Annotated in this window: 12 protein-coding genes; 4 read left to right on the top strand and 8 right to left on the bottom strand. The window is 68.9% G+C overall.

Annotated features, from left to right (window positions below; genetic code table 11):
* The 6 genes from G9C85_RS09220 to G9C85_RS09195 all read right to left on the bottom strand — a co-directional run bounded on the left by G9C85_RS09220 (position 1) and on the right by G9C85_RS09195 (position 5,554).
* Complete coding sequence (locus G9C85_RS09220; RefSeq protein ID WP_166039225.1) at positions 1-1,344, bottom strand: DUF5305 domain-containing protein; 1,344 nt, start codon at positions 1,342-1,344, stop codon at positions 1-3.
* Between the two features lie 88 nt (positions 1,345-1,432).
* Positions 1,433-2,584 carry a signal peptidase I gene (locus G9C85_RS09215; protein WP_166039223.1) on the bottom strand — a complete coding sequence of 384 codons (1,152 nt, stop codon included), beginning with the start codon at positions 2,582-2,584 and terminating at the stop codon, positions 1,433-1,435.
* Between the two features lie 121 nt (positions 2,585-2,705).
* The gene (locus tag G9C85_RS09210; protein ID WP_166039221.1) at positions 2,706-3,290 is read right to left on the bottom strand and encodes a hypothetical protein; all 585 of its coding nucleotides are present in this window, start codon (positions 3,288-3,290) and stop codon (positions 2,706-2,708) included.
* A gap of 27 nt (positions 3,291-3,317) precedes the next feature.
* Entirely contained in the window at positions 3,318-3,845 is a 528-nt protein-coding gene (locus G9C85_RS09205) for a DUF1102 domain-containing protein (protein ID WP_166039219.1), read from the bottom strand.
* Positions 3,846-4,357: 512 nt separating this feature from the next.
* Positions 4,358-4,957, bottom strand: a complete 600-nt coding sequence (locus tag G9C85_RS09200; RefSeq protein WP_166039022.1) for a hypothetical protein — start codon at positions 4,955-4,957, stop codon at positions 4,358-4,360.
* 3 nt (positions 4,958-4,960) lie between these two features.
* Positions 4,961-5,554: a hypothetical protein gene (locus G9C85_RS09195; protein ID WP_166039217.1), complete on the bottom strand. Its 594-nt coding sequence runs from the start codon at positions 5,552-5,554 to the stop codon at positions 4,961-4,963.
* 468 nt (positions 5,555-6,022) lie between these two features.
* On the opposite strand from G9C85_RS09195, the gene G9C85_RS09190 reads away from it, so the two are divergent.
* Positions 6,023-6,655, top strand: coding sequence for a helix-turn-helix transcriptional regulator (locus G9C85_RS09190; RefSeq protein WP_166039215.1), 633 nt, complete (start codon positions 6,023-6,025; stop codon positions 6,653-6,655).
* Between the two features lie 127 nt (positions 6,656-6,782).
* Here the strand turns inward: G9C85_RS09190 and G9C85_RS09185 are convergent, their stop codons facing one another.
* Complete coding sequence (locus G9C85_RS09185) at positions 6,783-7,964, bottom strand: site-2 protease family protein (protein WP_166039213.1); 1,182 nt, start codon at positions 7,962-7,964, stop codon at positions 6,783-6,785.
* A 208-nt stretch (positions 7,965-8,172) separates the two neighbouring features.
* On the opposite strand from G9C85_RS09185, the gene G9C85_RS09180 reads away from it, so the two are divergent.
* Positions 8,173-8,571: a cupin domain-containing protein gene (locus tag G9C85_RS09180; RefSeq protein ID WP_166039211.1), complete on the top strand. Its 399-nt coding sequence runs from the start codon at positions 8,173-8,175 to the stop codon at positions 8,569-8,571.
* A gap of 91 nt (positions 8,572-8,662) precedes the next feature.
* Here G9C85_RS09180 and G9C85_RS09175 read toward each other — a convergent pair whose 3' ends face one another.
* Positions 8,663-9,676 carry a hypothetical protein gene (locus G9C85_RS09175; protein WP_166039209.1) on the bottom strand — a complete coding sequence of 338 codons (1,014 nt, stop codon included), beginning with the start codon at positions 9,674-9,676 and terminating at the stop codon, positions 8,663-8,665.
* A 145-nt stretch (positions 9,677-9,821) separates the two neighbouring features.
* On the opposite strand from G9C85_RS09175, the gene G9C85_RS09170 reads away from it, so the two are divergent.
* Both G9C85_RS09170 and G9C85_RS09165 read left to right on the top strand, forming a co-directional pair.
* Complete coding sequence (locus G9C85_RS09170) at positions 9,822-11,876, top strand: DEAD/DEAH box helicase (protein ID WP_166039207.1); 2,055 nt, start codon at positions 9,822-9,824, stop codon at positions 11,874-11,876.
* 137 nt (positions 11,877-12,013) lie between these two features.
* Positions 12,014-12,754: a hypothetical protein gene (locus G9C85_RS09165; RefSeq protein ID WP_166039205.1), complete on the top strand. Its 741-nt coding sequence runs from the start codon at positions 12,014-12,016 to the stop codon at positions 12,752-12,754.
* Positions 12,755-12,885: the final 131 nt, after the last annotated feature.

Below are 12,885 nucleotides of genomic sequence, written 5' to 3'. Positions count from 1 at the left end.
TCAGTCCTCGCCGTCCACGGCGGCGGTCTCCTCGCCGTCCGCGACGGTGGGTTCCTCCGCGTCTGCGCCCGAATCGTTCTCTTCGACAGCCATCACGTCGACGCCTGGGATGCCGTCGTCGAGGACCGCGTCGGGGTCTCGTGCGTCCTCGTCGCCGAAGGGCAGGGCAGCCGAGTCGACGTCGTCCACGGCCGAAATCTCCCCCGTCGATCCATCCCCGGACGCGAGCGCGTCGTCGACGGCCTGGTCGGCGTCGCTGGCCGCCTCGGCATCGGTGTCCGGCCACGGACGCTCTGGCGTCTCGTAGACGTACCGGACGTCGTCGTCGAGGACGTGATACGAGCCCCGGTCGACGTCGTGGAGGACGCGCTCGTCGGTATCGATCGCGACGTCGACGAGCGCGTCGAGCGCGTCGAGGACGACCGCCGGCCGGTCGAGTGCGTCGTCCGGGACGCGTCCCTCGCTGATCCACTCGTCGTACTCCGCGACGCGGGTTCGATACCGGAGCCACTCGCGCTCGACCGTCGAGAGCTCGAGGTGGCCGCGGCGGCGTGCGAGACCGACGCCGACGACGCCGGCGAGTCCCACGAGGAGCGCGAGCGGGCCGACGGTCGACCGGAGCGGCCCCGGCTCCGCGGGGACCGTCGCCGTCTCCGTTCGATTGAACCGTTCGGTCCCCGAGCCGTCGCCGACGCGGTAGACGCCGCGCTCGGACTCGATCGGCAGCGCGAACGAGACCGTCCGGTTCGGCGCTCCCTCGCTCCCCCGCGACGCCTCGACGTCGACGACGATCCGCGTCCGGATCTCGCCGGGCGACTCCAGGCGCTCGCTCACGTTCCGCGCCTCGCGATGGGCGTCGCTGACGTTCACCGCGAACGCCGCGGTCGCGCGCTCGCCGGGAGCGACCGACGTCGTCGCCGACCCCAGCGACCGGTTCCGTCGCCAGTACACCGTCTCCGCGTCGCTCCCGGCGTCGGACGCGACGCTCTCGACGACGAACCGCCGGTCGAGGTGGAGTCGCACGGGACCGGTCCCGTCGTACGCGAGCACGAACTCCCCGGAGAGCACGGGCATCACGCGCTCGAAGTACACCTCGCGGTTCTCCACGGTCGAGTTCGGCTCGAACGGCGTGCCCGCACCGGTCGCGGTGACGCGCGCGCCGTGCTGGAACTGTCCGTCGAGACGCCACTCGTCGACCGAGCGCTCGACCGCTCTGGTACCGGGATCGGCGTGTGCGTCGTACGCGAGCACGCCACCGACGGCCGCGACGGCCAGCAACGCGACGACCACGACGGTCGCGTGCGACGACAGCACGGCTCTCGCGCGGAGTATTCGCTCGTTCATGCGTTCGACCACCGGACGACGTCGACGTTCGAGATCATGATTCGATTCGGGTCAGTCGGTTCGGGTCAATCGGTTCGGGTCAATCGGTTCAGGTCAGTCGGTTCAGCAGTCGCGTTGCGTTCGTCGGCGCGTCCCGCGACTGCGACCGGACGCGGCCGCGTCCGACGAGCGCGCTGGCGAGCGCGTAGAACGACGCGCCGAGCAGCGCGTCGACGACGACGACGGGAAGCCAGGGGTGGACCGCGTGCATCGTCGCGACCGTCGACCGCGGCAACACCGCGAGGTAGCGGTACTCGGCGACGTACCGCCGATAGTAGCCCGTCTCCGGCGGTGCCGCGAAGATGACCGTGGCGTTCGTCTGCGAGCGCGCGTCCAGCGTCGTTCGCTCGGGCGTCACCGACACCCCCTCCGACGCCGGCTCGAGGAAGACGTGCGTCGGGACGAACCCGCCGTTCCCGAGCGCGACCGTCGCGTTCTCGCGCTCGCCGGCGGGAATCACGCCCGGGCCGGGTCCGTCCGTCTCCGCGCTCACGACGCCGTGCTCGTGGACGCCGCTGGGGACGACCATCGCCGCGGTCGCTGACGCGACGACGACCGCGACGAGCGCGAGTACGACGAGGCGAGCGCTGACGCCGTCCCCGCGCGCCCTCGACCGCCCGACGGACCGCCCGGAGCCGCCGCCGACGAAGACGTCGAACGCGTACACGAGCGCGCTCGCTGCGAACACGAGGTACGCGACGCCCTGCGTCCCGAGCAGCGACTCCGACCCGGTCAGGCGCGCGATCCACGCCTGCACGGCGCCGACGGCGGCGCTCGCAGTCTCGACCGCCGTCCCGAGGTGCGGGATCGCGACGACTCGCCCGTTCACCTGGAGAGCCTGCGCGACGACCTGTGGCTCCTTCACGAGCGGCTCCGCGCCGTCCTGGTCCGTGAACGGGTTCGCGTCCCCCCTCGTCACGTACCCACGCGGGGTCTCCTCGACGACGCGGTGCGTCGTCAGCCCGCCGCCGTGGAGTTCCTTCGCGCGGAACGTCACGACGTCGCCCTCGTCGACCGACCCCGCTATCGCCTGCGGGACCGCGACGAACCCGTCGCCGGCGTCGAGCGTCGGACTCATGCTCCCCGTCTCAACGTATCCGAGCAGCACCGGCTGGCCGACGATCCCGCCGACGACGAGCGAGAGGAGGACGACGACGGCGACCGCCTCGACGCTCCAGGCCACCAGTCGCTTCGCGTCCATCGAAAGCAACAATCCCGACGTATCACCGTATGTATTGGCCGAATACGGCCTCGAAGGCGAGACCTTCTCGTTCGGGTGGAAGACGCACGACGGAACGCGACGCGAGAGCTCCCTCTCCTCGCTAGCTGTTGCCCGGAACGCGGGCGTTGATGACGAGCGACAGCTCGTACGCGTCGGATCGGGCGTCGACGCCGTGCGTGTCGAGTTCGATGCCACAGAGCAACTGTTCGCCGACCCCCAGCGGGTCGGACGGGCTGCTCTCGGTCAACAGGTCGCCGGACTCGACGTCGTACATCGTGACCCTCGGGACGTCGGTAGTCGGCGGCGCCTGAGTGCTGTACACCTCGACGGGGTCGGTCCCCTGGTTGGTGACGCCGAACAGTCCGGTCTCGTCGTGGCCAGCGTCCTCGCCGAACCGGTAGATCGAGTCCTCGCCGAGGCCCTCGGGGTCGGTCGGGTTGCCGGACGGGTACTCGTCTTCGTCCTCGCCGGGGATGGCGAAGTCGATCGTGTCAGGGACGCCGTCGACGTCCGAGCGTTCGCCGCTCCCGCGCTGGGTGAGCTTCAGGAACGCGTTGCGGTCGTCCGCCACCGCGACGGAGACGCTCCGCTCGACGTTCGCGAAGTTGAACGCCCCGGAGCCGATCGCGAGGCTACTCGCGCCGGCAAGCGAGCCGAGAGCAGTTACGAAGCGACGCCGTCTCATTGTTGGAAGTGGTGGATGGTCCCGCGATCAGTTCCCTGCGGAGGCGTCGGCCACGACGTTGATCGTGTCCGGCAGGTCCGAGTAGTCGTTGTTCCGCAGGAGGATGACGACGTTGACGTAGACGGTCTCGCCGGGATCGATCGCGTACGCGTTCCCGGATCCTTCGATGGACGTGCTGAAGTCCGTATTGTTGCTGCTGCCAGCACCGTAGAACTCGACGGCGTCGCTCGAGTCGTTGTCGTTGATCCAGACGCCGACGGACTGCGAACCACGGTTCCGAATCCCGAAGACGCCGGTGAACGAGTAGTCCGAGTTCTCGTTGACACCCGTGCCGCCCACGCCCGCGTCGTCGTCGAACGTGAGCCCCAGCTGGTTCCCGGAGCCATCCGCGTAGGGGCTCGTGTCTTGAAGCGAGAGGAACGCGCTGCCGTCGTCCGTGACGTCGACGCTCATTCCGCGCTCGACGTTCGCGAAGTTGAACGCACCGGTTCCCATTGCAGCCGCAGAGCCTGCGGCGAGCGATCCGACACCGATCATGAACTTGCGTCGTTCCATGGTTGTGTCACCTGGTCGTCGCGCGTCGCCGACGTCCCCCCGGGTCCCCCGAGCGTCGAGTCGGTGACGCGCTTGCTATACCCCGGGACCCGTACCCACGTTTACATGAACCGACTGAGGGGTCCGCTGGGGGAGCCAGTGGACGTGCAGGGGGCGCATTTGGTCGCGGAATGGCGTCATTCGATGGCGTAGGCAGTATCTTCCGGCTGATTCTCGTAGACCGGTAGAGGCGTCGCGGGATTGGTCGAGGTGTGAACTGCGCGTCGACAGCGCGGTTGCCGATCGGTCGCTGTCCGCGCGTCCGGAGCGACGGGTCGCGGTGGGTGCAGCGACCGCGAACGGTGCAGCGAACGCTGCCGGTGCAGCGACCGCGGACGGTTCGGCGACCGCGGACGGTGCGACGAGAGTCGGTGCTGCGACTGACGAAGCCCGGTCGATGCGGGATCCAGACGTCCCGGGACCGACGGCGAGAACGAGTGTGGCAAGCGGGCGTGACCCTCGTACGCTGGACGCTACGGTACGCTCGATCGGGTGGCGTTCGTCGCCGTTGCGTTCCCCGAGGCCGTCGCGTTCCCCGAAGCAGTCGCGTTCCCCGAAGCAGTCGCGTTCCCCGAGGCGCTGGCGTCGCTCGGCTGGCCGGCGCAGACGACGCTCGCAGTGTAGTCGACGGTGCCGGCGACCGCGCCGTCCGCTGAGACCACGGTCAGTTCGAGCGGGACGGTGACGCGGCCCCGGACGCCGTTGCAGTCGACGGCAGTGGTGACGTCAACGACCGCTCCCGGTCGAACGTCGGCGACGCCCCCGCTGACGTCGACGGCGCTACCCGCGCGGTCGGTCAGGCGAACGTCGAGCGTGTGGTCGGGGAAGCGGTTCTGTACGACGAGGACGGTCACGTCGTCGTCCGCGGACCGGACGGGTTTCTCGCCGGGGTTCCGCGGCGGTTCCGCCGAGGGACCGCCGGGGTCCCAGATGGCGACGACGGCGTCCTCGTGGTCGGCGACCGAGATCGCGACCCCGCGGTCCATCGACGTCGAACTGAATCCGCCGGTCGGGACGAGAAGCGCCGACACCGAGACGGCGAGTAGCGCCGTCACGAGAATTCGGCGGTGCATCGATCACTCACCCCGCAGTTCCGGCGGTTTCTCCCGCTCGCCGAGGCGGTTCGCGCCCTGATAGTAGTAGTTCGCGCACGCGGACACGAGCATAGCGACCGCGAGGAACGCGGCCGCGCCGACGTCCGGAATCGCCGCGAACGGCCCGACGTTCAGCGCGGTGACGGCCGTGACGGCCGCGCCGAGCGCGCCCACGCCGAGGTAGTACTCGCTCCAGGGGATGTCCCGGCCGTCGACGAGCTCGAGGTAGACGTCGAGGTCCGCGGCGCGCTCGGTGAGTTCGACCTCGCGGCGCTCGGTCTCGACGAGGCCGGTGTCGTCCAGCTCGGGGACGTGCGTCTGCTGGAGTGCGTTGTACACGCGGCGGCGTTGCTTGGACGTGACGGCCTCCGTCGGGACGTCGTTCTCCCAGGCCGCGACCTGCGTCGCGAGGTCGCCGACGTCGACTGGCTCGTTCGCGCGCTTGAGGTGGTGGATCGCGTACCGACGGCGGCGGTTCCGGAGGACGTGGAACAGTTCGTCGCGTGTCGGCGCGTCGGCGTCGCTCGCGCCGAGCGGCGTCTGCGTCGTGGTGGTGCTGTCCTGTGTCGTGCTCATGCGTCGAGGTGGATGCGTTCGTCGTGGTCGTGGTCGTGGTCGTGGTCGTCGCGGTCGGCCGACCGCGTTCCCCGGCGCCGATCGGTCGGTGTCGTCGACACCCTCGATAGGTGGGGGTTCACGATCGACTACGGGTTCGTTCCACGTTGTTATGCACTGCAATCGGATGCGGGCGCGTCGACGGTCGCGACCGCAATGACGGCTCTCGAAACCACAGGCACCTCCTTCCAATCCGACGAGAGTGCACGTTGCGGGAAGCGCCGTGCGCCGCGAGTGCGTGGCGGTTCCGGTCGTTCACCGGAACGAGGACCGGTTTCGAAGTCGGGAATCGGACCAAAATCGTCGTTTACGCGTCGTCAAGCGACTGTATCTGAGTAGTATGCGAGTCATGACATATGCAACTTGCATGATAAAGTAGCACAACTAAGGGCGTGGGTCGTGGTTTCTATACTCGTCCGGGGGGACACGATGAGTAAAGCACAACCGAAGACGGGGGGAGTCGACTCCACCACGGCGTCTGACGCACGGCAGACGGACGTGGACGGAACCGAAGACGAGACACCCGAGGGACCGAGCGACGACGAACTGTTCGAGCTGCTCGCGAACCAGCGACGGCGCTTCGTCCTGCACCACCTCGCCCAGCAGCCCGGAGAGCCCGTGTCGCTGTCGACGCTCTCCGAGCACGTCGCGGGCTGGGAGCACGGCGTCGCGCCGACGGAACTGGACTACCGGGAGCGAAAGAGCGTCCGGAACTCCCTGCACCAGTTCCATCTGCCGAAGCTCGACGACGCAGGGATCGTCGCGTACGACGACCGCGGCGGCGAAGTGTCGCTCCGCGACGACGCCGTCGTGGACGCGTACCACGCGATCTCGCGCGAGGACGACGCGGCGCCGTGGGCGGCGTACGCCATCGGGGGCGTGGCCGGCGCGGTCGCGACCGCGGGTCTCGTCGCCGTCGGCCTGCTACCCGACACCGGCGTGGCGACGCTCGCGATAACGGTTCTCGCGGCGGCACTCGCCGCAGTCGCGCACTTCTCCGTCGACCGGTTCGGTGACGGAGACGCCGACCTCGAGGTGCCGCCGCCGGAGTGCGAGCGCTGACGACGCGACCCCGGCAATCGGCGCGCGTTCGACGGTCGAACGGACGCGTCGCCCGGCGGCCGGTGACGGCCGGAGCGCCTCGACAATCGACGCGCTCGGACGACGCCGCGCTCGGACGAGGCCTCGCTTAGACGAGGCCTCGCTCGGGGTCGTTCGCCGGTTCGGTACTGCCGCTCGCGAGCCGCCCGCTCTCCTGGATGACGTTGAACGCGGTGACGAGGTCGGTCCGCGAGACGAGTCCGACGAGGTCGTCGCCGTCGACGACGAGGAGCCGGCCGACGTCGTCGCCCTGGATCTGCTGGAGGGCGTCCATCGCGGCGGCCCTGGATTCGATCGTTTTCAGGTCGGTCGACATGACGTCCGCGACGGTGTACGCGTCGCGTTCGACGGGCTGGACGTCCTTCGCGTCGGCGAGCGTGACGATCCCGGCGAGGTGGCCGTCGTCGAGGACCGGGTAGCCCGTGTGTCGCTCCCGGAACATGCGTTCGACGAGGTCGGCGACGCTCGTCTCGGGCGTGACGGTGTGCAGGCGGTCGCGGGGCGTCATGACGTCCGCGACGGTGACGCCGTCGAACACCTCCTTCATGACGACCTGCTGGCTCTCGCCGCTCGCGCCGACGTAGATGAAGAACGCGATCCCGATCATGAGCCACTGCGTCGTGAGGAGGCCGAACAGGCCGAGCAGGACCGCGAACCCCTTGCCGACGGTCGCGGCGATCTGGGTGGCCTTCGCGTACGGCCGGGTGCGGGCGAGAAGTGCGCGGAGGACGCGCCCGCCGTCCATCGGGAACCCCGGCAGCATGTTGAACACCGCGAGGGCGACGTTCATGACGGCGAGGTACGCGACGACGAACGCGACCGCAGCGAGCGACTGCGGGACGACGAACGCGACGGCGACGTACGCGAGCGCGCCGAGCCCGAGCGAGACGATGGGGCCGGCGATGGCGACCGCGAGCTCTTGCTTCCAGTCCTCGGGCATCTCCGAGAGCGCTGCGATACCGCCGAAGATCCAGAGCGTGATCGAGTCGATCGTGTACCCGAACCGCATCGCGGTCAGCGAGTGCCCGAGTTCGTGGAGGACGACGCTCGCGAACAGGCCGACGGCTGCCGCCGTTCCGACGATCCAGCGGACGTTCTGGGTCTCGAGCGCGCCTGGGTCGATGGCGACCCGCGGGAGCTGGTTGACGAGTCCCACGGTCTCCCCGACCTGGCCCGCGATGAGGTACGCGAACAGCGGGAGGACGAGGAGGAAGGTCACGTCCAACTGTATCGGGATACCGAACAGCGACCCGATGCGGTAACTGCGCATACGAGGACGTAGCGGTGGAATCGCCTTAAATCGGTGGTCGAAGCGGTGGAATCGTCTCGAATCGGTGGTCGACGGTGCGTCCGACGGCGGGACGCCGTCTCGGGCGTTCGGACGCCGTCCCGAGCGTTCGGACGCCGTCCCGAGCGTTCGGTCGTCGCGCGTGCACGCGCCGGGCGGTTTGAAGTGCGGTCGCGGCGTACCGTCTCGCATGACCGAAGACGCAGCAGCGGCGGAGCCGACGGCGGCGACGCCGGTAGTTCGACGCGCCGAGGACGTGACCTACGAGCCCGTGGACGCGGCCGACGGCCTGGAGAAGGGCGTGCTCGTGGACGACTCGGACGGAGCACCGAACTTCGCGATGCGGCGGTTCACGCTCGCGCCCGGCAGCGAGGTCCCCAGGCACACGAACGCGGTCGAGCACGAGCAGTACGTGCTCGAGGGCGAGTACGTGGTCGGCATCGGGAGCGAAGAGTACGCGGTGTCGGCTGGGGATTCGCTCCTGATTCCGGCGGGCACCGAGCACTGGTATCGGAACGCGAGCGACGAGCAGGGGGCGTTCGTCTGCGTGGTCCCGAACGGCGACGACACCATCGAACTCGTCGACTAGCGCGCTCGCGGAGTCCGGGCGCGGTGGCGGACGACCGTGCGCAGTCGTGGTCGTCGTTCGCCGCGCTCGCGCAGGTCGCGCCAGTCTCGACTCAGGGGTCGACGTAGAGGTTGAACAGGTACCAGTCGCCGTCGTAGGACGCGACGGCGAACCGGAAGTCGACGCGCTCCTCGTACGCCTCGAACGGGCGGAGGTCGTCGCCGATGCCGAGTGCGTCGACGACCGTCGAGAGCCCCTCGGAGAGCGGCGGCTCCTCCTCGTACCGCTGGTGCTCCTCGTCGTCGACGGCCGCGTCGAGCACCTCGCGCGCGGCGTCGGACGGGTCCTCGAATCGCGCGTCGGGGACGGTGTCGTGGACGTACGATTCGAGTTCGTCGCGCGTCGACGCGACGCGCTCGACGGCGAACGTGCGCTCGGGGACCGTCACCGTCCGCTGCTCGGTGACGACGCGGTAGGTGTCCTCCGAGTACTCGACGTACTCGAACGGCGGCTCGGGGACGAGGTCGCTCTCCTCGACGGACACGTCCCGGTGGTACTCGACCGGGCGGAGCCCGTCGATGTCGGGTTCGCCGAGGAACCCGTCGTTGCCGGCGTAGACGGCGTCGAGTGCGGCCTGGAGCACCTCGCGGTCGCGGTCGGACAGCGAATCGAAGGGGTCGCGGCCGACGGTGGCGTCGCTCGGCGGGTCCTCGTCGGTGCGCTCGACCGCGAACAGCCAGCGGTCGCGCTCGACGTCGCGCGTCGACTCCGTGGTCACCTCGTGGTACGCGTCGTCGCGATGGAGGTAGGTTGGTCGTGGCCGGACGTCGTCGCCCCACGCGTCCGGTTCGACGAGCGGCCACTGGACCGCGGTGACGCTCCCGGTCTCGAACAGCTCCCCGACCCACTCGCGCTTCGTCTCGGTATCGTAGTCGATGCGCGTCTCCGCGCGGACCGCCGTCGGGTCGTCGACGAGGAACGGACTGGCGAGTCCGCCGTCGACGTCGTCGGTGTGGAGGACGAACCCCCTGGACGAACCGAACGTCAGGCAGCCGGCGCTGGCGGTCGCGGTACCGACAGCGAGGGCGCCCGTGGCGCGGAGGAGCGCTCTTCTGGAGGGCGGCATCGTTCGTACGCCATCGTTCCAACAAGTTCGGTAAACGTCTTGTGTTCCGCTACCCGGTTGCAGTGACCGGTCGAGGGAGCGCGGTCGTGGCGGGCGCTAGCGCGACTCCGAGAGCCTGAAATACCCCGGTCCAGTACACTCGGGCGTGTCAAAGCAGGTCCAGCGGGTCGACACGCTGTTCCTCCACGAGCGCGGCGACCGGTACGACGTCGTCGTCCAGTCCGGTGGAGAGCGCGCGCTCCGCGGGAAGCTCGACCCGAAGGAGACCAACGCCGGGCCGCGGCCCGGGAAGTTCCGGGTCGTCGACGGGTCCAGCGAGGAGCCGCGGTCGCCCGACGAGTTCGTGGACCTGGCGCGTCGCGCCGACCGCATCCGCATCAGCGAGCAGACCAGTCAGCGAGCGCGCGACGAGCTCCGCGAGCTCCTGGACGGCTACCAGCTCTCCGCGAAGGTCGTCCGGACGTGCCGGTACTGCGCGACCGACGGCCGGTACTCGCCGATCACGAGCGACACCGCGATCAAGGCCGGGCGGGACGAGATCTGTCCGGACTGCGCTCGCGCGGAACTCGAGCAGGAGCTGGCGTTCCACGGCGAGTTCACGCGCGACGCGAAGGACCGCCTCGAGGACCTCATGGTCGACGTCCGGGACCTCGGGCGCATCAAGAACCTCCTGGAGGGCGAGCTCGACCCGGACCTGACGAAGTTCGACGAGATATCCGCGACGACCGACGACATCGACCTCGTCGGCGTCGACACCCTCGACCTCCACCCGGGCATCCAGAACCACCTCGAGGGGCGGTTCGACACGCTCCTGCCCGTGCAGAGCCTCGCGGTCGAGAGCGGACTGTTCGAGGGGACGGACCAGCTCGTCGTGAGTGCGACCGCGACCGGGAAGACGCTCGTCGGCGAACTGACGGGACTGGACCGGGCGCTGAACGGGAAGGGGAAGATGCTGTTCCTCGTGCCGCTGGTCGCGCTCGCGAACCAGAAGCACGAGGACTTCGAGGACCGCTACGGTGACATGGTGGACGTCTCCATCCGCGTCGGCGCGAGCCGGATCAACGACGACGGGAACCGATTCGATCCGGGCGCGGACGTCATCGTCGGCACGTACGAGGGCATCGACCACGCACTACGGACGGGGAAGGACCTCGGGGACATCGGGACGGTCGTCATCGACGAGGTCCACACCCTCAAGGAGGAGGAGCGCGGGCATCGCCTCGACGGCCTCATCTCGCGGCTGAAGTACTACTGCGAGAACCGCGCTCGGGAGCGGTCGTCGTACGGGGGCGCGCAGTGGGTGTACCTGTCCGCGACCGTCGGGAACCCCCGCGAGCTCGCGACGGGGCTGCGCGCGAACCTCGTCGAGTTCGAGGAGCGACCGGTCCCGATCGAGCGCCACGTGACGTTCGCGAGCGGGAAGGAGAAGCCGCGGATCGAGAACCGGCTCGTAAAGCGCGAGTTCGACCGCGAGTCCTCGAAGGGCTATCGCGGGCAGACGATCATCTTCACGAACTCGCGGCGGCGCTGTCACGAGATCAGCCGGAAACTCGAGTACTCGTCGGCGCCCTATCACGCCGGGCTGGACTACGGGCGACGGAAGACCGTCGAGCGGAAGTTCGGGAACCAGGACCTCGCGGCGGTCGTGACGACCGCGGCGCTCGCGGCGGGCGTGGACTTCCCCGCGAACCAGGTGATCTTCGACACGCTCGCGATGGGGATCGAGTGGCTGTCGGTGCAGGAGTTCGAGCAGATGCTCGGGCGCGCGGGCCGACCGGACTACCACGACCGCGGGAAGGTGTACGTGCTCGTGGAGCCGGATACATCGTACCACAACTCGATGGAGATGACGGAGGACGAGGTCGCGTTCAAGCTCCTCAAGGGCGAGATGGAGGACGTCCTGACGACGTACGACGAGGACGGCGCGATCGAGGAGACGCTCGCGAACGTCACCGTCGGCGGCCGGGACGCGAAGAAGCTGAACGACCGCATGCTCGGGGACATCCCGACGAAGCACGCGCTCGGGAAGCTGCTGGAGTACGAGTTCGTCGAGGGGTTCTCGCCGACGGCGATCGGGCGCGTGATCTGCACGCACTTCCTGTCGCCGGGGGACGCGTTCACGATCCTCGACGGCGTCCGGAAGGACGCACACCCCTACGAGATCGTCGCGGACATCGAACTCGCCGACGCCGAACTCTGAAACCCCCAGCGGACATTGGGAACTGAACGGACCGTCGGTTCGAGCTTCGGGAATCTTCGTCGAGACGTGTTACTGGCCAGTAGTATCAAGTCAGCGCATCTCGATTCTCGTATCAACGCAGTCTGGGGGGCCGCATCATGAACGAAATCGAGATCGACGACGACAGTTGCAACGTGCTCGTCACGACGGACGACGCACGGACGTGCACGGGCTGCCTGGACCGCGGCGATCCGGGCCGGCGTGCGGAGCTGACGGTGTCCTATCCCGACGCGTCCGCCGAGCAACGCGGGTTCGGCGACCACGGCCGCACCCAGCCCGCGACGAAGGGCCTGATCTCCGTGGACGACACGATGCGGTCGGGGGCCGCCCCAGCGAGTAGCGGCCCGGAGTTCACGGGTGCGGTCGCGCAGGACGCCATCGCGGACCCGACGAACCTCCAGCGGCTCGGGACGAGCGTCAGCGAGTTCTGCCAGCGCTGGGACGGCGAAGATTACGACATCGTCGTCTGCTTCGACTCCCTCACCGCGCTGCTCGAGTACACCTCGCCCGAGGTCGTCTTTCAGTTCTGTCACGTTCTCACGAAGCGACTGGAGTCCGTGGACGCGGTCGCGCACTTCCACCTGGATCCGAGCGAGCACGACGACCAGACGGTCGCGACTTTCCAGTCGATCTTCGACGAGACCGTCGGCCGGGAGACGCAGGCGGAGACGATGGACGTCGACTACGTTGAGGCGACCGACGACGACATCGCCGCGCTCGCCGAGGGCTGGAGCGAGGAGGCGTCGTACTCGATCGTCGGCGGCACGTACGATCGCCCGGACGACGTCACGGAGGCGACCGACGACGACATCGAGCAGACTCTCGCCGACCGCCTCTAGGCGAACTCGACGCGACCCGACTCGATCCGCGGTCGCTATCGCCGACCGGCCGGATTCACGAACCCTCGAACACGCCGATAACCAACGGAAATTGCCGCATAGGGTTGCTCGAGGCCGGAAGGCCTTTACTT

Source organism: Halorubellus sp. JP-L1, from assembly GCF_011440375.1.
Classification (GTDB): Archaea; Halobacteriota; Halobacteria; order Halobacteriales; family Natrialbaceae; genus Halorubellus.
This window is presented reverse-complemented; position numbering and strand designations above follow the sequence as displayed.

Excerpts from the sequence above, each read along its gene's own strand:
- G9C85_RS09190 (WP_166039215.1), top strand. The coding sequence starts at position 6,023 with ATGAGTAAAGCACAACCGAAGACGGGGGGAGTCGACTCCACCACGGCG.
- G9C85_RS09175 (WP_166039209.1), bottom strand. The coding sequence starts at position 9,676 with ATGCCGCCCTCCAGAAGAGCGCTCCTCCGCGCCACGGGCGCCCTCGCT.
- G9C85_RS09200 (WP_166039022.1), bottom strand. The coding sequence starts at position 4,957 with ATGCACCGCCGAATTCTCGTGACGGCGCTACTCGCCGTCTCGGTGTCG.
- G9C85_RS09220 (WP_166039225.1), bottom strand. The coding sequence starts at position 1,344 with ATGAACGAGCGAATACTCCGCGCGAGAGCCGTGCTGTCGTCGCACGCG.
- G9C85_RS09180 (WP_166039211.1), top strand. The coding sequence starts at position 8,173 with ATGACCGAAGACGCAGCAGCGGCGGAGCCGACGGCGGCGACGCCGGTA.
- G9C85_RS09215 (WP_166039223.1), bottom strand. The coding sequence starts at position 2,584 with ATGGACGCGAAGCGACTGGTGGCCTGGAGCGTCGAGGCGGTCGCCGTC.
- G9C85_RS09205 (WP_166039219.1), bottom strand. The coding sequence starts at position 3,845 with ATGGAACGACGCAAGTTCATGATCGGTGTCGGATCGCTCGCCGCAGGC.
- G9C85_RS09185 (WP_166039213.1), bottom strand. The coding sequence starts at position 7,964 with ATGCGCAGTTACCGCATCGGGTCGCTGTTCGGTATCCCGATACAGTTG.
- G9C85_RS09195 (WP_166039217.1), bottom strand. The coding sequence starts at position 5,554 with ATGAGCACGACACAGGACAGCACCACCACGACGCAGACGCCGCTCGGC.
- G9C85_RS09165 (WP_166039205.1), top strand. The coding sequence starts at position 12,014 with ATGAACGAAATCGAGATCGACGACGACAGTTGCAACGTGCTCGTCACG.
- G9C85_RS09210 (WP_166039221.1), bottom strand. The coding sequence starts at position 3,290 with ATGAGACGGCGTCGCTTCGTAACTGCTCTCGGCTCGCTTGCCGGCGCG.